Source organism: Bradyrhizobium sp. ma5, assembly GCF_042258955.1.
In the GTDB taxonomy this organism is placed as follows: Bacteria; Pseudomonadota; Alphaproteobacteria; order Rhizobiales; family Xanthobacteraceae; genus Bradyrhizobium.
Genome location: NZ_CP170156.1, coordinates 6,628,498 through 6,648,839 on the forward strand (window position 1 = coordinate 6,628,498; position 20,342 = coordinate 6,648,839).

At 65.5% G+C, this 20,342-nt stretch carries 22 protein-coding genes; 8 read left to right on the top strand and 14 right to left on the bottom strand.

Annotated elements, in window-relative coordinates; all coding sequences use genetic code 11:
- Nucleotides 1–33: 33 nt before the first annotated feature.
- From ACE103_RS31260 to ACE103_RS31275, 4 genes are all read right to left on the bottom strand, one after another.
- Complete coding sequence (locus ACE103_RS31260) at nt 34–2,706, bottom strand: alpha/beta hydrolase fold domain-containing protein (RefSeq protein ID WP_375776180.1); 2,673 nt, start codon at nt 2,704–2,706, stop codon at nt 34–36.
- A gap of 434 nt (nt 2,707–3,140) precedes the next feature.
- Nucleotides 3,141–3,845, bottom strand: a complete 705-nt coding sequence (locus ACE103_RS31265) for an SDR family oxidoreductase (RefSeq protein WP_375776181.1) — start codon at nt 3,843–3,845, stop codon at nt 3,141–3,143.
- A 78-nt stretch (nt 3,846–3,923) separates the two neighbouring features.
- The gene (locus ACE103_RS31270) at nt 3,924–4,244 is read right to left on the bottom strand and encodes a DoxX family protein (RefSeq protein WP_375776182.1); all 321 of its coding nucleotides are present in this window, start codon (nt 4,242–4,244) and stop codon (nt 3,924–3,926) included.
- Nucleotide 4,245: 1 nt separating this feature from the next.
- Nucleotides 4,246–4,626 (bottom strand): DUF4267 domain-containing protein, encoded by a 381-nt coding sequence (locus ACE103_RS31275; protein ID WP_375776183.1) that lies wholly within the window; start codon nt 4,624–4,626, stop codon nt 4,246–4,248.
- Nucleotides 4,627–4,747: 121 nt separating this feature from the next.
- Between ACE103_RS31275 and ACE103_RS31280 the strand changes: the two genes are divergently transcribed.
- Nucleotides 4,748–5,338: a TetR/AcrR family transcriptional regulator gene (locus ACE103_RS31280; protein ID WP_375776184.1), complete on the top strand. Its 591-nt coding sequence runs from the start codon at nt 4,748–4,750 to the stop codon at nt 5,336–5,338.
- 86 nt (nt 5,339–5,424) lie between these two features.
- Here ACE103_RS31280 and ACE103_RS31285 read toward each other — a convergent pair whose 3' ends face one another.
- From ACE103_RS31285 to ACE103_RS31295, 3 genes are all read right to left on the bottom strand, one after another.
- Nucleotides 5,425–5,619 (bottom strand): hypothetical protein, encoded by a 195-nt coding sequence (locus tag ACE103_RS31285; protein ID WP_342727590.1) that lies wholly within the window; start codon nt 5,617–5,619, stop codon nt 5,425–5,427.
- Between the two features lie 140 nt (nt 5,620–5,759).
- Nucleotides 5,760–6,143, bottom strand: coding sequence for a response regulator (locus ACE103_RS31290; RefSeq protein WP_050403215.1), 384 nt, complete (start codon nt 6,141–6,143; stop codon nt 5,760–5,762).
- 111 nt (nt 6,144–6,254) lie between these two features.
- A complete protein-coding gene (locus tag ACE103_RS31295; RefSeq protein WP_375776185.1) occupies nt 6,255–7,472 on the bottom strand; it encodes an extensin family protein in 1,218 nt (405 codons plus the stop codon).
- A 20-nt stretch (nt 7,473–7,492) separates the two neighbouring features.
- Here ACE103_RS31295 and ACE103_RS31300 point away from each other — a divergent pair, with 20 nt between their 5' ends.
- Nucleotides 7,493–7,669, top strand: a complete 177-nt coding sequence (locus tag ACE103_RS31300; RefSeq protein WP_375776186.1) for a hypothetical protein — start codon at nt 7,493–7,495, stop codon at nt 7,667–7,669.
- Between the two features lie 629 nt (nt 7,670–8,298).
- On the opposite strand, the gene ACE103_RS31305 is transcribed toward ACE103_RS31300, so the two are convergent.
- Both ACE103_RS31305 and ACE103_RS31310 read right to left on the bottom strand, forming a co-directional pair.
- Nucleotides 8,299–8,640: a hypothetical protein gene (locus ACE103_RS31305; protein WP_375776187.1), complete on the bottom strand. Its 342-nt coding sequence runs from the start codon at nt 8,638–8,640 to the stop codon at nt 8,299–8,301.
- A gap of 103 nt (nt 8,641–8,743) precedes the next feature.
- Nucleotides 8,744–9,523 carry a DUF2147 domain-containing protein gene (locus tag ACE103_RS31310; RefSeq protein WP_375776188.1) on the bottom strand — a complete coding sequence of 260 codons (780 nt, stop codon included), beginning with the start codon at nt 9,521–9,523 and terminating at the stop codon, nt 8,744–8,746.
- A gap of 182 nt (nt 9,524–9,705) precedes the next feature.
- Here ACE103_RS31310 and ACE103_RS31315 point away from each other — a divergent pair, with 182 nt between their 5' ends.
- From ACE103_RS31315 to ACE103_RS31335, 5 genes are all read left to right on the top strand, one after another.
- Entirely contained in the window at nt 9,706–10,455 is a 750-nt protein-coding gene (locus ACE103_RS31315) for a DUF2147 domain-containing protein (protein WP_375776189.1), read from the top strand.
- A gap of 230 nt (nt 10,456–10,685) precedes the next feature.
- Nucleotides 10,686–11,795 carry a helix-turn-helix domain-containing protein gene (locus tag ACE103_RS31320; protein ID WP_375776190.1) on the top strand — a complete coding sequence of 370 codons (1,110 nt, stop codon included), beginning with the start codon at nt 10,686–10,688 and terminating at the stop codon, nt 11,793–11,795.
- Nucleotides 11,796–11,903: 108 nt separating this feature from the next.
- The gene (locus ACE103_RS31325; protein ID WP_375776191.1) at nt 11,904–12,518 is read left to right on the top strand and encodes an inner membrane-spanning protein YciB; all 615 of its coding nucleotides are present in this window, start codon (nt 11,904–11,906) and stop codon (nt 12,516–12,518) included.
- 155 nt (nt 12,519–12,673) lie between these two features.
- The gene (locus ACE103_RS31330) at nt 12,674–13,000 is read left to right on the top strand and encodes a hypothetical protein (protein ID WP_375776192.1); all 327 of its coding nucleotides are present in this window, start codon (nt 12,674–12,676) and stop codon (nt 12,998–13,000) included.
- Between the two features lie 71 nt (nt 13,001–13,071).
- On the top strand, nt 13,072–14,700 hold the full coding sequence (locus ACE103_RS31335; protein ID WP_375776193.1) for a FecR domain-containing protein: 1,629 nt from the start codon (nt 13,072–13,074) through the stop codon (nt 14,698–14,700).
- 60 nt (nt 14,701–14,760) lie between these two features.
- Here the strand turns inward: ACE103_RS31335 and ACE103_RS31340 are convergent, their stop codons facing one another.
- The 3 genes from ACE103_RS31340 to ACE103_RS31350 all read right to left on the bottom strand — a co-directional run bounded on the left by ACE103_RS31340 (nt 14,761) and on the right by ACE103_RS31350 (nt 16,500).
- Complete coding sequence (locus tag ACE103_RS31340; protein ID WP_375776194.1) at nt 14,761–15,588, bottom strand: class I SAM-dependent methyltransferase; 828 nt, start codon at nt 15,586–15,588, stop codon at nt 14,761–14,763.
- Between the two features lie 116 nt (nt 15,589–15,704).
- The gene (locus ACE103_RS31345) at nt 15,705–16,115 is read right to left on the bottom strand and encodes a hypothetical protein (protein WP_375776195.1); all 411 of its coding nucleotides are present in this window, start codon (nt 16,113–16,115) and stop codon (nt 15,705–15,707) included.
- Between the two features lie 79 nt (nt 16,116–16,194).
- The gene (locus ACE103_RS31350; protein ID WP_375776196.1) at nt 16,195–16,500 is read right to left on the bottom strand and encodes a nickel-binding protein; all 306 of its coding nucleotides are present in this window, start codon (nt 16,498–16,500) and stop codon (nt 16,195–16,197) included.
- 241 nt (nt 16,501–16,741) lie between these two features.
- On the opposite strand from ACE103_RS31350, the gene ACE103_RS31355 reads away from it, so the two are divergent.
- Entirely contained in the window at nt 16,742–18,466 is a 1,725-nt protein-coding gene (locus ACE103_RS31355; RefSeq protein WP_375776197.1) for a winged helix-turn-helix domain-containing protein, read from the top strand.
- Here the strand turns inward: ACE103_RS31355 and ACE103_RS31360 are convergent, their stop codons facing one another.
- Both ACE103_RS31360 and asd read right to left on the bottom strand, forming a co-directional pair.
- Nucleotides 18,467–19,249: an NUDIX domain-containing protein gene (locus ACE103_RS31360; protein ID WP_375776198.1), complete on the bottom strand. Its 783-nt coding sequence runs from the start codon at nt 19,247–19,249 to the stop codon at nt 18,467–18,469.
- A 196-nt stretch (nt 19,250–19,445) separates the two neighbouring features.
- Nucleotides 19,446–20,312 carry an archaetidylserine decarboxylase gene (gene asd, locus ACE103_RS31365; protein ID WP_375781221.1) on the bottom strand — a complete coding sequence of 289 codons (867 nt, stop codon included), beginning with the start codon at nt 20,310–20,312 and terminating at the stop codon, nt 19,446–19,448.
- Nucleotides 20,313–20,342 lie beyond the last annotated feature (30 nt).

Here is a 20,342-nt window from a genome sequence, read left to right on the forward strand (position 1 = left end):
GGAAAACCGCTTCGCACTTTTCCGGATCATGCTCTAATTCGCCGCGGCGTTGACCCGTGGCGTTGCAACGTTGTCCTGCTCCAACTCCTCGGGCAGTCCGGCGAAACGCCTTAGCGCCTTCGCCATTTTCACACGGCCGCTGACGCCGGTGATGATGACGTCGACCATCACGAACGACGAGTGGAAGTGGCCCTGCGCCTTGAGCTGCTCGACCTTGACGCCGGCTTTCGCAAGCGCGTCGCCATAGGCATTGCCCTCGTCGCGCAGCGGATCGAACTCCGCAGTCGCGATGAACGCCGGGGGCAAGCCTTCGAGCTTGCCGCGCAACGGCGCGACGCGCGGATCGGTGCGGTCGGCGGGCGAGCAGTACAGGTCCCAGAACCAGAACATCAGCCCGCGGGTCAGGAAGTAGCCGGCCGCGTTGTCGACATAGGACTGCCGGTCGAACGAGGAGTCGGTGACCGGGCAGATCAAGAGCTGGCCCGCGATCTCGGGCCCGCCGCGATCGCGCGCGAGCTGGCAGGTCACGGCCGCGATGTTGCCGCCAGCGCTCCAGCCCGCGACCAGCACCGGCCCTGCCCGGCCGCCGAGCTCGGCGGTGTGGGCTGCGATCCAGCGCGTCGCCGCATAGCCGTCCTCGGCCGCAGCCGGGAAGCGATGCTCGGGCGCGTGGCGATAGCCGACGCTGACGATGATCATGCCGGTGCGCCGGCACAGATCGCGGCAGAACGGATCGTCCGACAGCTCGTCGCCAAGCACCCAGCCGCCGCCGTGGAAATACACCACGATCGGATGCGGCCCCGGCGTCGCCGGGCGATACAGCTTGTACGGCAGCGGACCTTCAGCGCCCTGCAGCATGCCGGTGCCGACCTCGCCGACCGGGCGGCCGGCGGGACGGCCCTTGTTGAACTCGTTGAGGAAGTCGCGCGCGCCCTGCGCGCCCATCGTCTCGATCGGCGGCAGGTTCATCTCGCCGAGCATGCCGAGCACCAGCCGCACATCGGGCTGCAAGCGCACCACCTCGCCGTCATTGCACTGCTCGGCAACGCCGGGTCCTGTGAGCTTGAAGCCGAGCATGCCGCGTCCGACCACCTCGTTGCAGATGCTGCGATACGGACCGACGCCGCCGGTATAGGGCATCACGCCCTGCGGCTTGCCGGGCACATTGGCGCCCGTGTACCAGGTGTTGGCCAGCCGGTGCAGCGTCAGCGTCGCGCAGTCGGCCATGTGCCGTTCCCAGCCGGCCTGCGCGGCCTCGGTTGCTTCCATCGTCGTGAAACCGGCGTCGCGCAACGCGGCGATGCGGTCGACCACCCAATCGACATGCTGCTCGATCGAGACAGCCATGTTCGACAGCACCGACGGGCTGCCGGGACCGGTGATCATGAACAGATTGGGGAAGCCCGCGACGGTGACGCCGAGATAGGTCTGCGGTCCGTGCGCCCAGACATCCGACAGCGACTTGCCGCCGCGGCCGGAGATCGGATGCACCGCCATGATCGCGCCGGTCATCGCGTCGAAGCCGGTGGCGAACACGATGACGTCGACATCGAAGCTGCGCTTGTCGGTCGAGATGCCGCCAGCTGTGATCGCCTTGATCGGCTCCTGCCGCAGATTCACCAGCGTCACGTTCGGACGGTTGTAGGTCGCATAGTAGTTGGTGTCCAGGCAGGGGCGCTTGGCGCCGAACGGATGATCGTGCGGAGCTAGCGCCGCGGCGATCTCCGGATCCTTGACCACGGCGCCGATCTTCTCGCGGATCAGATCAGCGACCAGCCGGTTGCCGTCGACATCGACCGCCTGGTCGGCCCAAAGCTGGGAAAGGATGTGGACGAGGTCGCCCGCCGCCCACGCCTTCTCGAACCGCTCGCGGCGTTCGGCATCGCTCAATTGCCAGCTCACCACGGTCTGCTGCGGATACGGCACGCCGGCCATCGACCAGCGCGCCTGCTCGCGATAGGCCGCGCGGTCGGTCTCGAAGAAGGTCTTGCGATCTTCCGGCGCCGGACCGTTGCCGGCCGGCAATGCGAAGTTCGGCGTGCGCTGGAACACGGTGAGTTGCGCGGCCTGTTCGGCGATCAACGGGATCGACTGAATGCCCGACGATCCGGTGCCGATCACGGCAACGCGCTTGCCCTTCAGGTCGACACCCTGATGCGGCCAGCGGCCGGTGAAATAGATCTCGCCCTTGAAATCCTTGACGCCGTCGATCTCCGGCGGCTTCGGCGACGACAGGCAGCCGGTCGCCATGATGTAGTGGCGGCACGAGACATTGGCGCCGTTGTTGGTCGCAATTTGCCAGCGCGACGTCGCGTCGTTCCAGGTCGCCTGCGTCACCTTGGTGCCGAACCTGATGTCGCGGCGCAGATCGTAGCGGTCGGCGACGAAGCCGAGATAGCGCAGGATTTCTGGCTGGGTCGCGTATTTCTCCGACCAGGTCCATGCCTGATCGAGCTCGGGATCGAATGTATAGCTGTAATCGATGGTCTGGATGTCGCAGCGCGCGCCAGGATACCGGTTCCAATACCAGGTGCCGCCGACGTCGGCGCCCTCTTCGAGCGCAACAACCGAGAAGCCCGCCTTGCGCAACCGATGCAGCAGATAGAGACCGGCGAAACCGGCGCCGACGACCGCGACGTCGACCTGCTGCGTGGTTCCGCTGTGCGTGGAGTCCGAAGCGCGTGCTGCAACTGCTGCGTCTGGCATGCCATTCCTCCCGTATGTTTTGATTTGACGGAAGGCTAGCGCTGCGCTTTCAGTTTGTCATCACGACAAACGCAATCTGAGGTCGCCGCAATTGTGACGCGTGCAGCCTGGAATGCGACGCGCAGCGCGTAGACGCAAGTGCGTCGGTACATGTTGCGTCCGCCAAGATCACAAAACCCGCGCACGATAACTCAGCCCCGTCATCCTGAGGTGCGAGCGGAGCGAGCCTCGAAGGATCGACGGCCACCAGCCGGGCCGTGCATCCTTCGAGACGGCCGCGTTGCGGCCTCCTCAGGATGACGGGTTGAATATGTGACACTTTCCCATTCGTCATTGCCAGCGAAGCGAAGCAATCCATCGCGCCGCAGATGCGGAGGTATGGATTGCGTCGTCGCTTCGCTCCTCGCAATGACAGGTGTTGCCTGTGGGCACGATCAAACCGACCGCATCAAACCGCCATCAACCCGGATGTTCTGTCCAGTGATGTAGCCCGCGCCGTCGGAGACGAGGAAGCTGATCGTCGCCGCGATCTCCTCCGCCTTGCCGTAGCGCTTCATCGGCACGCTGTCGCGGCGCGCGTCGGTGGCCGGCAGGCTGTCGATCCAGCCCGGCAGCACATTGTTCATGCGGACATTGTCGGCCGCGTAGCTGTCGGTGAACAGTTTCGTGAATGCGGCGAGCCCGGCGCGGAACACCGCGGAGGTCGGAAACATCGCGCTCGGCTCGAATGCCCAGGCGGTGGAGATGTTGACGATCGCGCCCGACTTCTGCGCTTGCATGATCGGCGCCACGAGCCGCGTCGGCCGGATCACGTTCATCAGATAGACGTCGAGGCCGGTGTGCCACTGCTCGTCGGTCAGTTCCAGCACGCCCGCACGCGGGCCGTGGCCGGCGCTGTTGACCAGCGCATCGATGCGACCCCAGCGCGCCATCACGCCGTCGACGGCGCGCTTCAGATCATCGTTCGAACGGTTCGAGCCGGTGAAGCCGATGCCGCCGAGCTCGGCGGCCAGCGCCTCGCCCTTGCCCGACGACGACAGGATCGCAACGCGAAATCCATCCGCGGCAAGCCGCCGCGCCGCCGCCGCTCCCATGCCGCTGCCGCCTGCGGTGACGAGTGCGACCTTCTCTGTTGTCATGATCGAGATCCCATTGATGACGAACCTGAAGCAAGGTCTATCATCAGGGATCGCGCGGCGCGACACCCCGGGCGGCGCTCAGGACGAGGTCGCGGCAAGAGCCATCAAGACGACGAAGACGCCAAGCGGCACAAGATGAGAAAAATCACGGTGGCGCAGAACGGTGAAAACCGCGGCCGCAATGATGACCGCCCCAAGCACGAGGCCAGGAATCCGACTGACGGGAAGTGCAATCAGAGCGGCACTTATGATCTCCAGTCCACCAGTCAAAATGCCCCACCAGCGCGGGTAGCCCCACCGCGCGAAATCGCCTTGGATCGCTGGCGTGCTGATCGCGTTGAAGACGCCTGCGCCAAAGAGGCCGGCCGCGAGCAGCCAGATCGAAAGAGCGTGTATCATCTCAGAGCACACCAATGATCAGGGGCATCGCTGCAAGGACCATGATCACCGCCGTGAGACCGTGCATGCCGAAGGCGCTTTTGGTTGAGCCTTTCGCAGCGAGTATGAGCAGCATGTCGCCGACGGGGATGATGGCTTCAACCAGCAGGAGGATGCCGACCTCGCGCGGCGCGCCGAACACCATGAACGCCAATACGGCCAATCCCGCGGCAATGTCGCGCACCCCCTTGAGGCGAAGCCACCAGGCGATGTTGGTGCCAGTCTCAGGAGGAGGCAGCCAGAAACTGCGTGTCGCGGTTGTCGGGCTCGCGAGATAGAGGGTGCCGATCGCGATAATTCCCAGGGCCAGGAGCAATCCCGTTCCGAGCGCAAGCCAATGCATCACACCGTCCTCGTCTAGCCTTGTAACAATATCTAGCAATGCTATATATAGCAACGCTAGAATTTTGAGCACCGGTATGATATTGATGTATTTGGACCTTCCCGGTCCGGGAGATCGACAATTGGGTACCGCTGAGCGGAAAGGCAGGGAGCGTGCCGAGCGCGAGCATCGCATTGTCGCGGCAGCGCGGGCGATCGCAGAGCGCGAGGGATGGGATGGCGTTACAATCCGCCGCCTCGCCGATGAGATCGAATATAGCCAGCCCGTCCTCTACTCACATTTCAAGAACCGGGATGCGATTGTTGCGGCAGTTGCAGTCGAGGGCTTCAAGGAACTCGCGGTCGCTCTTCGCGAAGCAGCGAGCGGATCGACAGGACGAAACGCCCTCAAGAATGTCGCCCTGGCCTATCTCGCCTTTGCGCTGGATCGTCCCGCGCTCTACTACGCCATGTTTGTCCTGCCAACGGATTTGCGGTTCGCCGAAGCCGGCACCAGACCCGAACTGCGGGCCGGTTTCGAAGCACTCGCGGCGGTCGTCGCGCCGTTTTGCGTCGACGTAGCTGATGTGACCGAGACTTTTTGGGCAGCCCTCCATGGGCTCGCTGCACTCGAACGTTCAGGCCGAGTTAGGCCCGGCGCGCGCAACCAACGCATCGCACTTGTGGTCCGGGCGGTCGTCGTTTCCGGAAACAGCTCGCGTGCTCGCGGCTGAGACGTTCAGTTGAACGACTGCTTCGACGCATCGAGACCGGCCGCTCGCTTGTGATTCTGCGCGCTGGTCTGCCGCGCAGTGTCGCCTTACTTCCGGAACACCTGCTTCGAACAGGCGTCGAACCTGGCGACCGGCCGGTCCATCTGCCACAGCTCGACATCATGGCGGTCGACAAGACGGCTGGCCGATGTGACGGCCGCATCGTCGTCGCTGCAATCCATGTTGACCACGCCGATGGATCGGCTGTGCGGTCCGACGATATAGGCGCGATAGGTCGTCATCTTCGTCCTCCGGCTGGTGCGGCGAAGATGAGCGCGAGGGCGTAGGAATTCGAGAAGACCCGCGACGAGATCTTATAAAGACGGAATAGGCGCCTGCCGCGAACAGCCCACCGGGCGCGGCAGACCGCTCCGAACCGCCGTCAGGCCGGCGCGCCGTTCTTGAGCAGCTTCGTCACGGCCGCGACCAGCTCGTCGGGCGAGAACGGCTTGTTGAGGAGCACGCTGTCCGGCACACCGCGGGTCGGCCACTCGTCGCCGCCGCCGCCGGTGATGTAGAGCACCGGAAAAGATGGATCGATCTCGCGGGCGCCGCGCGCCACGCGCCAGCCGTCGAGCCGGCCAAGCAGGCGAATGTCGGTCACCAGCGCACTGTATTTGGTTCGGAACGCTTTCAGCAGCGTCAGAGCTTCCTCACCCGAGCCTGCGATCGCCGGCTCATAGCCGCCGTCCCTCAGGGCGTCCTCTACCATCATCTGAAGATCACGATCGTCTTCGATGACGAGAATGATCGGCACGTCTTGCAAAGCTATCCCCCAGAAATCAGCCGGGTGCGCCCGGCTCCGCGAGCATATGCAGCAAATAGTGGCTACCGTTTGCACGGCATCCCCAGTAAAAATACGGGTATCAGACGCGTCCTATTCGTCGGCGAATTCGTCTTCTTCGTTGACCCCCGCTTTACCCCGCGGAGCCGGCTTTCTGCCGCCAAGCGATCCTGTGACATAAGGTTCGCGCGCTGCATAGGGGCTACGGCCGCCGGCACGCGCCGCGACCTCTTCGCCGGAGACGGCAGCGGGCTGGCAGATCAGGCGCCGGCTGGCCCGGCGCATCAGATCCACATGGATGTGGTCGTAGTGATAGACGTTGGAACCCGGCGCCAGCACCGTGGTGAATTGCTGGCAGGCGGCGGCCTGGACATCGCGCAGAAAACCCTGCTCCTCCGGCAGGCCCTTCCAGCCATCCTTCACCGAGATGCGCCGGCCGTCGGAGAGCGTGAAGGCCGCAATATCGAGCGCATTGCCGAAGGCGTGCTCGGAAATATGCGCGTGCGAATTGCCGTTCATGCCGCGGCAGGAATAGGCCGAGATCTGCTTGATCTCGACGACGCGCGCGCCGAACCAGCGCTGCGCCGCCGGCTGCACGGAATCGGCGAGCCAGCGCTCCAGCACCGAGACGATCGGACACGCCAGCGTTGCCGCAGGCTTTACTGCAACCGGGCCGACCGTCATCACCGGATTGCCGCTCGACGGGCCGAGCCGCGGCGGCGGTGCCGCGCCTGGCGGCTGCTGCGAATACGGCGCAGGTGAATAGGGTGCGGCCGCGCCTTCGCGCTGCGGACTGCGGGGCAGACCCGGATAATAAGGTCGCTCGCCGCCGGCATCGGGCGAGCCATCCGGCGGCAGGTCGATCTCGCCCTGCTGCGGCGGGACGCCGGGCGCCGACAGCGACACCGGTCCGTTCGGCTGGCGGCCATAGTTCGGCTGGCCGACGGCCTGTTCGGAGTACGGCGCCTGCGCTGGCGGCGGGCCCGGCTGACGATTGATCGGCCAACGCGGCTGGGTGCCGACCGACGCCGGCGGACGCAGGCTGTCGTCGGCAAATCCGTAAGCTGCACTGGCTTCGCCGAGCGCGGCGACCTTGAGCGGAAACTCGGCGCCGCAGACACCGGGGCCGGAAATCGGATCGATGCGGACGAGGTCCGGACCTTCCTTGACCGCGCCTGATTTCAGGCATGCGGCCTCGGCCTCGGCCCGCCACGGTTCGCGCTCGGCAGTCTGAAACAGACCGCGGCCGCAACCAGCAAGCGACACAAGGACAAGGGAGCCGACGAGATACAAACGAACTCCACGCGTCATGGCGCGGAGGTTCTGCGAATTTGATTAAAGACTCTTCAACGCATTTCGATCGCTTGATTTCAGCCGGCTTTAACCATGCGGTGGAACCCGGCACGGCAATCTTTGCGATCGCATCGATCTTGTTGTGTCAGCAACCGTCGCGAATGCTCTGCGTCACGACACTACAGAGCGAGGTGATCGCCACCGCGCTGTCGTGATCGAGAATGCATCGGGCTCGACATCCTGTGCCCGGCATCGTCATTCACCTTATGATTGCGTTTCCAAACACCACAATCTTGCTGAGACCTGACAGACGGTATCCGGGGCCGGCGGCCGGTCCGCAACCCGCAACGCCACGGAATTTATTTGCGGGCGCTTCAACGCCTTGATTCGGCGCCTGTTTGAGGCAGGCATCGCAATGCGGCATCACGCGGGAACATCGAGCTTGGCAGCAAGGCTGACTTTTTTGGCCAGGAACCACTTGCTAGCTTTTGCGTTAATGCGGGCAGCGTTGTGAACCAAGGGAGCGTTCCAATGGATTTCGCGAGTCCTCTGCTGAGCAAGCTGAGCATTGTGGCCGCGTACATCGCGTTCGCCTTCGTCGGCGCCATCGTCCTCGGCGTGTTCTAAAGTATTCGACTAGGCATGAGTTCAGCGCCCGGCGGCCGCCCCCGCCGAGCGCTTTTGCTTTTCTCTCACCCCGTCACCCTGAGGAGCACGGCACGCGCGTCTCGAAGGGTCGACGGCCACCAGCCGGGCCGTGCATCCTTCGAGGCTCGCAAGAGCTCGCACCTCAGGATGACGGTAATAGAGCAGGATGACGGTAATAGAGCGAACCAACTCGTCCTCAGAAATTCGAACAGCTCGATCCGGTGATGCCGCCGATCGTAAAATCGTGGCAGACGAGGCCTGGATTATCGGGGTCGGGATAGCCATCGTCGCGCCGGCGCGGCTCGCGGATGGTGTGGCTGAAGCGCCAGCCGCGGGTGCGCATGCAGCTCTTGTATTGCCGTGACGTCGGCGCGCCGTTCTGCGGCGCGCCGAGCTGCGAATCACAGACCGCAGCGTCGGCATGCAGCGCGTCGTCGCCGCGCTTCTGCTTTGACATGTTGGTGTAGATGTCGTTGTCGGCGTGGGCGGCGACGACGCTGCCGGCGAGCAGCAGCGCGACCAGGCTCAGGCATTTCATGTTTGCCTCCATCGCTTGCGAAGACCGTGTTGACCTCTATCGGTCGTGCGCGAGGCGGCAAACGGTTCGACGGCGTCCGGTTACAAATTGGACAGCTGCGCGATCAGGAGCGCGGCTCACCCCGGAGTTGCCCCTGCGTGATCACGCGGTGCCGTGCGCGCGAGACGCGGACCCAGTCGGCACCGGTGCAGTAGACGCGACCGAGCGCGCAGGACAAGACCCACAGCTTGTCGGCCCCCTTCAACTCGATCGTGCCGTAACGGATGGTGCCGCTGTCCTGGCTGGTGATGCCGCCATTCCAGCGCGCGGCCTGCTTCGGCTTCATGTTGATCAGTACCGCTTCACCGAGATCGCGCGTGGTCCTGTCGAGCGCATAGCCGCACAGCGCCGTGCCGCAGAGACGGATGCGCACCAGATCGTTGGCTTCGGTCTGCCAGTCGCCGATCGGACCGTCGTCGGGTTCGTCGGCCTCGCGCGAGACGCGCAGCACTGGCGGCGCCGGACGCGCAGGCATCGCGGCCGGCGGCGGAGGCGGTGCGGCGACAACCGGCGGCGGCTGGGGCGTCATCATGCAGGGCGGCGACGGGGCTGACGGCGGCGGCGCGGGAGGTGCTGCCGGCACAGGCGCGGGCAGCGCGCTTGCAGCCGGCGTGGCAGGGGTTGCTGCCGTCGCCGCAGGTGCGGGCACCGGCTTGATCGCGCGGCCGTTGTCAGCGCCGTCGTCGCGCCTGGATGCGCCCGACACCGAGACGCAGGACAGCGAGCGGCACCGCGACGAATCGAGATGGACGCGGTGGCCGCCAATCGAAAACGAGATGCCCTCGCCGGCATGGGCGAGCGGCATGAACAGCATCAGCGCGACGAGCAGGCAGGAGCGCTTCATCGAAACCTCCAAAACGTCCGATGACGCTAAGAGCGCGGCGCTCATGGCGCAGTGATCTCCGTCACCGTGGCGAGCCATTCGGCTCTGCCTGGCAACGTGATGCACATCACGGAAGCGGGAGCCGGCGGCGCGTAGCGTCCGGACCAATCGCTGCACCCCGCTCAACGCCATGGAGACTTGAGATGAAGAAGCTCGTTGCGATCGCTGCGCTGCTGATGGCCACCACATCGGCGCATGCCGGCGGCACCGGCATCACCTTCCAGATCGACGGCCAGCGCATCCATGTCGAGGCGCCACGCAATTGCAGCGCGCTGTCCTGCATCCGCATCTCCGCACCGGGCTATAACGGCACGATCGGCGGCATCAGCAAGAATCTCGGCTCGAAGTCCGACGATGATGACGATGTCGCCCCGACGAACGCGCCACCGCCTGCCCTTGCACCCGCGCCGGTTCAGGCCACCGCGCCGCAGCCGGCTGCGCCGGTCGCAGCCGCCGTCCCGCCGCCCGCTCCTCCCGCCGCTTCGACGACGGTTGCCACCGCGGCTCCCGCGCCGGTCGACGCCGCACCCGCTGCGCCTGCCCCGGTCGCCGCACAGCCTGCGCCGCCGCCGCAAGCCGCTCCGATTGCCGCAGCACCAGCAGCGGCGCCGACCGGACCGATCGGCGTCTGGGCCACCGAGGAGAACAAGGGCAATGTCCGCGTCGAAGCCTGCGGCGACAATCTGTGCGGCTATTCGGTGAAGAGCAACGAACGCATCCTGATCAACATGAAGCCCGAAGGCAGCAAGTGGAGCGGCCGCATCCACGATCCCGACTCCGGCCGCAACTACGACTCGACGATCGCGATGAAGGGCCCGAATGCGATGCGCGTGCAGGGCTGCGCCTTCGGCGGCATGTTCTGCGGCGGCCAGACTTGGAAGCGGGTCGGCTAGCACGCCAATCTTCGGTATCTGAATCATTTTCCGTCATGCCCGGCCTTGTGCCGGGCATCCACGTCTTTACGCCAATCATGCAAGAAAGACGTGGATGGCCGGGACGAGCCCGGCCATGACGAAAGGTGTATCACATTTCGCACCCGCCCGACGGTCGCTTCATGTCGATCGCCGGACGCGCTATAAGCGTCGCAATGTCGAGGTTGAATCGAACCTGCGGGCGGCGTGCGATGGCGATGACGGCTCTTGAACTCGGTCTCCGGGGCGCGGTGGTCGCGCTGTTCCTGGTGGTTTGCGCGGTGCTGCTGCTGCGCTACGCGGCGGTGCATCGCGCCGCGCATCTCGGTGCCGCGATGGGCGTGGCCGGCGCGGCCTACGCGATCACGACCGCCCCCTTCTTTCCCGCATCATCATTCGGCTGGAGTTCGCCGTTCATCGCCTTTGCGATGGGCTCGCCGGTGATTTTCTGGCTGTGGGCGCGCGCGATGTTCGACGAGCGGTTTGCCTTGCGGCCCTGGCACGCGGCGGTGTGGACCCTGGTCGCAGGCCTCGGCGTCGTGAGCCACAATTGCTGGACGATCTGGCCCGATCTCGCCGGGCCGTGCGGCCGCGCCCTGGCGCTGGCGACGATCGGCTTCGCCGTGCTCGGGATCGCGCAAATTCCGAAGGGATGGCGCACCGCCGTGACGACGGCACGCGGCCGGATTCTGATCGCACTGCTGATCGGCATTGGTCTTCAGATGATGTTCGCCGCGGCGGCCGGGCTCGCCGCTATTCCGACCCGCTCCATCAGCCTCAGCGCCGCACTCGCCCTTGGCGCATTCGCCCTGATCGCGATCTGGATGATGCTGTTCGATCCGCCCGAGAGCCAGCCGGCGGTAGCCGGCGTCGGCGGACGGGGCCAGGCCACACCGGTCGCCGCGCGTTCGCTCGCCAATGCCGCTCCGCCGCCGTCCAGCCAGGCCGCGCTCAATCACCTCAAGCATCTGATGGCGACCGAGCGGACCTACCGGCAGGAAGGGCTGACCATCGGCGTCTTGGCGGTCAAGCTCGGCATGCCGGAATACCGGCTGCGGACGCTGATCAATGACGGGCTCGGCCACCGCAACTTCAACGCCTTCCTTAACCGCTATCGGCTCGACGAAGCCAAGGCGGCGCTCGCCGATGCCGGCCAGACCGAGGTGCCGGTGCTGACGATTGCGCTCGACGCCGGGTTCCAGTCGCTGGCGCCGTTCAACCGCGCCTTCAAGGCCGACACCGGGCTGACGCCGACCGAGTTTCGGCGCCGGGCGACGGCCGCGCAAACCACGGACGCTGCGGAAAACGCTCGGTCGGGGTGAGAATTCACTCCTCGATTTCAGAAATCGATAGGCTAGCGGCCCCACAATCTGCCTAGCTGTGCCGACACCGGCGCGGATCGCGCCACGGCAAGCGGAGTTCGACGGCCGATGAAGCATTTTTTCACTGCGGCAAAGCTGCTGGCCCTCGACCTGGCGTCGACCCTTGTCTTTCTCGTTCTGTTCCTGCTGACGCACAACACCGCGCTTTCGGTCGGCCTCGGCATCGCCTTCGGCGTCACGCAGATCGGCATCCAGATGGTGCGCCGGAGGCGGATCGACACCATGGAATGGCTGAGCCTGTTCCTGGTGGTCACCGCCGGCACCGCGACCCTACTCACGAATGACCCGCGCTTCGTGCTGTTCAAGCCGAGCGTGATTTACGCCATCGTCGGCGTCGTGATGCTGAAGCCCGGCTGGCTCAACCGCTATCTGCCCGAGATCGCACAGACCGTCGTGCCCGACGTCGCCGTCATGGTCGGCTACGCCTGGGCAGCCCTGATGTTCACCTCCGCCGCCGTGAACGCCTTCGTCGCGCTGACCTGCGAGATCACGACATGGGCTGTCGTAATGCCGATCTTCGGCATCGTCAGCAAGATCGTGGTGTTCCTCGGCGGCTTTGGCGCGATCCGCTTCACCGCCAGGCGCCGCATCCGGGCCATGCCCGAGGCCCAGCGCGAGGCCGTGCTCGCGCTCGAAGGGGCTCCGGCGACGGCGACCCCGTAAGGGCTGACGTCACTCGTCGGCGTGTGGTTAACGAAACAAACCGGCGCGCGACGAAACCATTTTGCCATGCGCACGAAGAATTGCCGAAACCAAGCCTCCCTACTGATGGCCTCGACGACGCGCTGCAACGGCGCGATCACCACAAGGGGGACATCATGGCTTTCACCGCTTCCGCGCTTCGTCACGGCAAACTGCTGGCGGCAACCGCGTTCACGATCGGCCTCTTGACCTCGGCGTCCTATGCTTACACCGACGAGCAGCAGCAGATGTGCACCGGCGACGCGATGCGGCTGTGCAGTTCGGAAATCCCCGACGTCGATCGCGTCACCACCTGCATGGTCCGACAGCGCGCACTGCTCAGCGACGGCTGTAAGGCGGTGTTCCACTACGTGCCGCCCGCAACCGCCGCGCAGCCTGCAAGCTATGCTCCCGCGGCCAAGCCGGCGAAGCCACTCAACATCACTCCTCACAAGCGCGGCTAAGCAAAACCCCAACGACGACCAGGCACCGCGCCTCCTTCCGGAAGCGCGGTGCTTGATCGTTCGGGTCCGCCATGACAACAAGGCAGGACCGTTCATTCGGCATTCAGCCTGACGCGGCTCAATTGCCGATCCCCAATGCCTCCCGGGAATCGATGGTGATGCGCCGCGCCTTCCTTTATGCGCTTCTGCTTGGTGCCGGCGTGACCATCGGTTGGCATGCAAGCGCGAATGCCGCGCCGGACCTGATGCAGCTTGCGCAGGCGCAGCCTGCAGCCGCCCCCTCGCCCACCCCGGCGCCGAGTGCGACACCGTCGCCAGCGCCTGCCACGCCCGCCCCGGCTGCCGCGCCGCAGGCCACGGCGCCCGAGCCGATCGGCAACGTCGGGACGCTGACCGGCACCGCCACCGTCACGCGCAACAACACCACGACGCCGCTGCAGATCCGCGACGACATCTTCGCCAATGACGACGTCGCCACATCCGCGACCTCCTCGCTCGGCATCACCTTCAACGACGGCACCACCTTCAACCTGCGGGCCAACGCCAAGATCACGATCGACAATTATGTCTACGAGGACGGCGGCCAGCAGAACAGCGCGCTGTTCAACGTCGCCAAGGGAACGGCGGCGTTCGTCGCTGCCGCCGTCGCCAAGACCGGCGACATGAAGATATCGACGCCGACCGCGACGCTCGGCATCCGCGGCACCACCGGCCTTGTCGAGGTGCCGGAAGGCGCGACCGCGACCAGCAGCAATGTCGGCATCAAGCTCTATCCCGACGCCGACGGACATGTCGGCCGGATCGAGGTCAACGAGCGCGGCGGCGCCTCGCTCGGCGTGCTGACGCGCGGGGCGAGCGGGTTTGCGATTCGCCCCGGCACCGGCGGCGCCCGCTTCGCAGCCGTGCCGCTGACGATCTCGCCGCAACAGATGACGCGTGACCAGGGCTTTGTGCGCACGGTGCATTCCGCGCAGACGCTGGGCCGCCAGGTGGTGACCGAGCAGCGTGACTTCCGGCGCGCCAATCCCGACTTCCGCAGGGCCAATCCGGCGGCGCCCTATCCGAATCGTGGCCAGCCGGTGCAGCCGAACCCGCAGCGCCAGAACGGCCTGCCGGGCCAGAACCGCAATGCGCCGCAGCAGCCGGGTCAGCAGAACCGTCCGGGCCAGTTGCAGCAGCCCGGTCAGCCGAACCGTCCGGGCCAGCCGCAGCAACCGGGCACGCAACCCGGCACACCTGGCCGGCAAGGCTCGCAGCAGCAGCCGGGCAAACAGGAGCAAGGTGGCGCACAGCACGCGCTGCCCGGCCAGCCCGGCGGCACGACGCTGCCGCACGCGCCCGGCGTCCAGACGCCGGCCGGACCGCAGCCTGCGGGACAACCAGCGCGCCAAGGCGGCGCGACACCACCCGGCGGCCAACAATCGCCTGCACGTCCGGGCGGCTTGCAGCCCGGACGCACACCGGTGCCGGGCGGCGTGCGCCAGCCGGGACAGCCAGCTCAGCCGGGCGTGCCGCGACAAGGCGCGGCGCAGCCTGCGCCGCCGGCACCGGGCCAGGCGCGGCCCGGCATCCAGCAAGCCGCACCCGGCGTCCGCCCCGGCGTGCAACGGCCCGCGGTGCAGGCACGCCCCGCCTTCCAGCAACGGCGCGCACCGCCGCCGCGCGCCGCGAAGCCGCCGCCCAAGAACAAGCGTCAGTAACCGAACGAAGCGGCATCGGCGACAAGCGCCGGCGCCGCATTCCGAACTGCGAACCGCAGATCAGCGCTGCCTGGTGATCACCGCCTCCAGATATTCGCTGGGGATGACCAGCGTCCCATCCTTGGCGACATTGAACTGGTCCATCAGGCGGAACAGGTCGGCGGCGAGCAGTTGCTGCTTGACGGCATCGATCGCTCCGAAGGCTTTCAGCACCGGACCGTAATAGGTGCGGAAGATCTCGAGGAAATGCTCGCGCGACCTGTAACGGAAATTGAAGTGCTTGCGCTTGGCGTCGACCGTCGCCTGTGGGCCGAACAGCGCGGCGAGATGCGCCTCGGTGCCCCATAGCGCGGGAGACTTCACGCCCGGCGCCGGCGGCACATATTTGCCGATGGTCTTGAATACCTGGCCGATGAATCCCTCCGGCGTCCAGTTCGCAAGGCCGATCTTGCCACTGACGCGGCAGACACGGCGCAATTCATTCGCAGCCTGCTGCTGGTCGGCGGTGAACATGACGCCGAAGGTCGACAGCACGACATCGAAGCTCGCGTCGGCGAACGGCAGTCTCTCCGCGTCCGCTTCCTGGAACGTGACGGGTAGACGCTCCGCGGCGGCACGCTCGCGGCCGCGCTCGAGCAATGCTCCGACGTAATCGGTCGAGACCACATCGGCAAAGCGCCGCGCCGCGGCCAGCGTCGCATTGCCGTTGCCGGCGGCGACGTCGAGCACCATCTGATTGCTGCGCAGGTCGACAGCCTCGCAGAGCGTCTCGCCGACGATCTGAAGCGTAGTGCCGACGATCGCATAGTCGCCCGAGCTCCAGGTGGCTTGCTGGCGTGCCTTGACGGCGGCGAGATCGACGGCCGGCATTTCGGTCTGAACGTTCATGTGCATCTCCTTTGAAAATGACGCGCGGCTCGCGGCGAAGCCGCTGGCTTCGCCTGAAGTCCGCGCGTTGCGCCAAAACGGCGTCATGCGGTGCAATGACTTCAATGTGCTGCGAACTATGTACGACGGTCGAGCAGGACCGGAATGCGAGACGCGGCAACCATGCTCCAATCCGAGCGATGCCTGCAGCCACTCTTGCTGCGCTGAGACCAAACGGCCTGCTGCGCCGGAGCTGCATGAAGCTCCCGAACCACAGGCTCCTCCGCTCGCGTGAACACGGGCGAGGACAAGCCCGCGATCATCAGCCCGAGCACAGCGCTTCGAATGATCGGCCGGGAGCAGCGGTTGCCGGCGTGCTTCGACTGCCGGTCGCCGGGCTCGCGCGGCATCAAGCGGGTGGCCTGCCGCTCGCGGTGTGCGAGCATGCCTGCGACCGATTGGTTGACGATCCGGCGGATACGCAAGAGCAGAATGGAAAAATGTCTTCGTACCGGATTAGACACGGACTCCATGAATAAGATCGGCATAATCGTTTCCTTGATCGAAGTGTGATGGCGCCCCGGATAATGGTTGGGCCGGGATGCGCCATGCGACGCCTCGCAGGCGTCATTCGGCTGCAATGGGCGGTTCGACGGGATCAGCACGCACCACCACTGTGGTCGCGACCTTGTAGAATTCCTCGCCCGGCATGCCGACGCAGCGCGCATGATCCCGGATCGAGTCACCATCACGCGCCTCGTAGATGCAGAAAGTGCCAATGCGACCATCTGCCTCATGCACCACATAGCTTCGGATCCAGCGGACGCGGTCCGGCATCTGCTCGTCGCCGATCCTGGCGGAGGTTGCGCCGGCGAGTTCCAGCTCACCCATGTTTGCCCAGGCGCTCGGACGGCGAATGACATAGAGTTCCATCGAAATCTCCTCGGTTGCGACGGTTGAACGGCAGGCTGCGGTGATCGCGGCCATGCTCAGCTATAGGCGCGGTCAACGCCAACTGTCCTTACCGCGGGCTGATCATTGTCTGATCTTTGCCTGAACCTTTTCCGGCATCCCCGGACCCATACACATGGCATTCTCATTTGGACTGTTCGAGCTTGATGAAGCTGGACGCGTGCTGCTGTGCGCGCGGCAGGAAGTCGCTTTGCAGCCGCGTGTGTTCGATCTGCTGGTCTACCTTGTCCACCACCGCGAGCGGGTCGTCTCCAAGGACGAGCTGCTCGAAGGTGTCTGGCCGGATGTCACGGTCACCGACAACTCGCTGCAGCGGGCGGTGAGTTCGTTGCGCGCCGCGCTGCGCCAGGGCGGCATGGACGGCGCGATCCGGAATCTGCCGGGCAAAGGATATCGGTTCTTCGTTGATTCCAGGCAGCCGGAACGCATTGACCACAAGCAAGTCGATGGCACCGTCGGTGCAATCGGAGCAATCGGCCTCGCCCGACGTGCGGCGGTCGGACATCTCTGGCTGCAGGCGGCAACGCTCTTTCAGAGCGCCGACAGAGACGGCCAGCTCAGCGCCGAAGATTTCCACGATTGGGCAATTGCCCTGCAATGCCTCGGCAGGACCGCGGCAGCGATTCCAGTTCTGGTTCGCGCAGTCGCCGCGCGTAGCGAGGCCGGCGACGCTGCCGGAGCAGCGGTCGACGCCATCGCGCTCTCGGGCCTGCATTTCGAGAGCGGTCAGGCCGCGATCGGAAAGGGCTGGCTCGCGCGCGCAGAAGATTGGGCCTCGATGCTCGACGATGCTCCGACGACCGCCCTGCTGTTGTGGATGAAGTCGAAACTGGCTGCCTTCGATGGCGAGCCGGAACAGGCACTCGCATTGGCCGACGCGGCCTACACCGCCGTCAGATACAAGGACGCGCTCAACATCGAAGCGCTGAGCCTGGCCTATCGCGGCTTCTATCGGCTATGCCTCGGCGACACGCATGGCGGGCTGGCCGACCAGGACCATGCCGCCGCGGTCGCACTGTCCAGCACCAATCTGGACCCAATCATGGGCGGCAGCCTCTATTGCAACATTCTCTGGGCAGCCCGGATGTTCGGCGATTGGGCCCGGGCCGACCAGTGGACGCGGAGCTACCAGAATTTCTGCTCGAGCAGCGGCATGGAACTGACAGGTTCATGCCAGCTGCATCGCTCCGAGGTGCTCGGCATCAGGGGCTCGCTCGACGAAGCGCTGGCTCGCATCCAGGATGCGCTCGCGCGCCTGACCAGCGATGCGCCATGGTCGATGGGCGATGCCAACCGGGTGCTGGGCGATATTCTTGCAGCGATCGGCAATGACGACGCAGCGCTCGAAGCCTACGACAGGGCGTACACGATGGGCTGGTGCCCGGAGCCGGGCCGCGCGATGTTACTGCTCGCAAGAGGCGAAGCGGAAGCCGCCCATGCGAGCCTCGAAAGGAGCTTGATCGGCAAGTCCTGGTGGACATTGCAGCGCCGGGGAATCCTGCTCGCACACCTAGCGCTGGTCGCAGCACACACGCATCGGAGCGGCCAGGCGAAGGCATTGATCTGCGAACTTTCCGGAAGTGCGGATCGCTGGCCGATGCCCTCGATCCGCGCGCTCACCAACGAAGCGCAGGCGATCCTCGCTTTGTCTCGGCAGGATCACGAAGCAGCGATGCGGCATCTCCATCTCGCCCGCCAGCTCTGGTCGAGCATCGACGGGCGGGTCCAGATCGTGCGGCTCAGACTTCAGATCTCCCGCCTCCAGCTCGAGCGTGGCGACATTCGCGGCGCCATGGCCGAGGTTCATGCGGCCCAGCTCGTGGCTGGTGAATTGGGTTCGCCCAAGCTCCGCGCTGACTGCACTGCCTTGCAGCATGACATCGACGGCTGGCAACCAGCCGTACGACGTCAAAGCATTGGCCGGTGATCAGGCTGCGCGGCGCAGCCAGTCGCGCACGCGATCGATCAGGTTCTTGCGCGGCGTGGGCTGAACGGCCGTCGCAACCGGCTCGTTCTGGCGCGCGGATGACGGCGGCGCTTCAGCGGCAGGCGCCGTCTCGACCACTTCGCTGGCGTCTGCAACGGGGTGTTCCGGCGCCCTGGCGAGCGTATCGGGTTCGCTCCGCGCCAGCGCCGTCGCTTCGATCGCTGGTATCTCCGTCGGCACGGGCATATCAGCGACGTCAAGCGTGCCGGCGACCTCGCGCTCCTCGATAACCGGCGGCACCATCGCCGCGCGGCTGCGCCGTCGCTCCGCGGCCGCAACCCGCAACCGCGCGCGCCGCTCGCGCATGGCATTCGCCGCAGCCTGCAACGCGATCGGGCCGACATTTTCCAGAAACGCACGCTCATAGCCGCGCGACAGGCGATCGAGCGCTTCATCGAGCGGCAGCCAGTCGACTTCCTTGATGTCGCTCATCAACGCGCGCACCGGCTTGCCGCCGGCATCCATCCGCCAGTAGTGCACCACCTTCGATCGCCCGCCTGAATCATAGACCAGCGTGCCGAGGAATTCGTGCACCTCGACGTCGTGGCCGGTTTCCTCCAGCACCTCGCGCTCGGCGGCGTCGCGCGGCGTCTCGCCATCGTCGAGCTTGCCCTTCGGTAGCACCCACTCATTGCGCTTGCGCAGGCGCACGACGGCGAAGCGCTGCGGAGCGTCCCGCCGCAGCACAATGCCTCCCGCCGCCAGAACAGGCGTCCGCGCCATCTCGTGTCCATCAGGTTTGCGATTTAGGATCGTCGCGCGACGATCCCGGCTATTCTAAAGCATGATCTTGAAAAGTGGAAACCGGTTTTCCGGGCAGATCGTGCTCAAAGAATGGCACGAACGGGAAAGCGAGATCAGAGTGCATATTTTGGCGCGCTTTCTTCACGCGAACCGGTGCCCACTTCGCTCGAAAGCGCTATGAGGGCTTCCGCAACAGCGGCTCGCCGCATTTGATCCGTGTTCCCTCCGCGACATTGTCGCAGAATTCGAAATGGCCGGGCGCGAGCACGATGATGGTCGAGCCGTGCTCGAACCAGCCGAGCTCGTCGCCCTTCTTCACGTGCGCGTCACAGGGGAAATTCACCGGGCCTCGCGACTGCGCGTTCAGCGTGACGTCGAGGAAATGCAGGCGGAGGCTCGCCACCAGGATCGCGGCGACCGGAACCAGCGTCAACGGCTCGCCGGTTGGAAGCTTCGCGCGCAGCACCGCGCGCTCATTTTTGCAGAACAGCCGCTCGACCCGCTTCAGCGCGATCGGATTGACGTTCCAGACGTCGCCGTGAATGAACGTGACCTTGTCGATCGCAAGATCATAGGGCGCATGGAAGCGGTGATACATGCTCGAGGTCAGCCGCAGCGTGACAAAGCGGCCGTTGCTGTGCTGCTCCACCAGCGCGGGATCGCCGAGCAGATCGAGCAGCGAATACGGCGCGCCCTTGACCTGGAACAATTGTCCATCCTCGATCCGTCCATGGGCGCCGATGATCGCATCCGACGGGCTCGCGATGATGGCGGGATCGGCCGCCGCCGGGCGCAGGCCGGGCTTGAGCTCGCGGGTAAAGCAATCGTGCAAACTCTTGAACTCGGTCTTCTTCGCCTCGGACAGATCGAGGTCGGAGAACAGCTTCCAGCAGGCGATCGAGGCGTCGCGCACCAGGGGGTTCTCGACCTTGGAGAACCAGCCCATGAAGCGGGTGATCGCCGCCCGCGGAATCCGGTTGGTTAGCAGGAAATTGAGGTCTTCCTGCTGGGTGAATGCCGAGATCAGGCCCTTGACTGTCATGAATTTGTTAGGTGCCGAGGCTAGCGCTTC

What these genes read in the sequence shown, in the direction of transcription:
- ACE103_RS31360 (WP_375776198.1), bottom strand. Translation starts at nt 19,249, where the DNA reads ATGGCGCGGACGCCTGTTCTGGCGGCGGGAGGCATTGTGCTGCGGCGG.
- ACE103_RS31310 (WP_375776188.1), bottom strand. Translation starts at nt 9,523, where the DNA reads ATGAAGCGCTCCTGCCTGCTCGTCGCGCTGATGCTGTTCATGCCGCTC.
- ACE103_RS31285 (WP_342727590.1), bottom strand. Translation starts at nt 5,619, where the DNA reads ATGACGACCTATCGCGCCTATATCGTCGGACCGCACAGCCGATCCATC.
- ACE103_RS31270 (WP_375776182.1), bottom strand. Translation starts at nt 4,244, where the DNA reads ATGATACACGCTCTTTCGATCTGGCTGCTCGCGGCCGGCCTCTTTGGC.
- ACE103_RS31305 (WP_375776187.1), bottom strand. Translation starts at nt 8,640, where the DNA reads ATGAAATGCCTGAGCCTGGTCGCGCTGCTGCTCGCCGGCAGCGTCGTC.
- ACE103_RS31350 (WP_375776196.1), bottom strand. Translation starts at nt 16,500, where the DNA reads ATGGAACTCTATGTCATTCGCCGTCCGAGCGCCTGGGCAAACATGGGT.
- ACE103_RS31330 (WP_375776192.1), top strand. Translation starts at nt 12,674, where the DNA reads ATGGCTTTCACCGCTTCCGCGCTTCGTCACGGCAAACTGCTGGCGGCA.
- ACE103_RS31335 (WP_375776193.1), top strand. Translation starts at nt 13,072, where the DNA reads ATGACAACAAGGCAGGACCGTTCATTCGGCATTCAGCCTGACGCGGCT.
- ACE103_RS31345 (WP_375776195.1), bottom strand. Translation starts at nt 16,115, where the DNA reads ATGCCGATCTTATTCATGGAGTCCGTGTCTAATCCGGTACGAAGACAT.
- ACE103_RS31315 (WP_375776189.1), top strand. Translation starts at nt 9,706, where the DNA reads ATGAAGAAGCTCGTTGCGATCGCTGCGCTGCTGATGGCCACCACATCG.
- ACE103_RS31265 (WP_375776181.1), bottom strand. Translation starts at nt 3,845, where the DNA reads ATGACAACAGAGAAGGTCGCACTCGTCACCGCAGGCGGCAGCGGCATG.
- asd (WP_375781221.1), bottom strand. Translation starts at nt 20,312, where the DNA reads ATGACAGTCAAGGGCCTGATCTCGGCATTCACCCAGCAGGAAGACCTC.
- ACE103_RS31260 (WP_375776180.1), bottom strand. Translation starts at nt 2,706, where the DNA reads ATGCCAGACGCAGCAGTTGCAGCACGCGCTTCGGACTCCACGCACAGC.
- ACE103_RS31325 (WP_375776191.1), top strand. Translation starts at nt 11,904, where the DNA reads ATGAAGCATTTTTTCACTGCGGCAAAGCTGCTGGCCCTCGACCTGGCG.
- ACE103_RS31340 (WP_375776194.1), bottom strand. Translation starts at nt 15,588, where the DNA reads ATGAACGTTCAGACCGAAATGCCGGCCGTCGATCTCGCCGCCGTCAAG.
- ACE103_RS31295 (WP_375776185.1), bottom strand. Translation starts at nt 7,472, where the DNA reads ATGACGCGTGGAGTTCGTTTGTATCTCGTCGGCTCCCTTGTCCTTGTG.
- ACE103_RS31275 (WP_375776183.1), bottom strand. Translation starts at nt 4,626, where the DNA reads ATGCATTGGCTTGCGCTCGGAACGGGATTGCTCCTGGCCCTGGGAATT.
- ACE103_RS31320 (WP_375776190.1), top strand. Translation starts at nt 10,686, where the DNA reads ATGGCGATGACGGCTCTTGAACTCGGTCTCCGGGGCGCGGTGGTCGCG.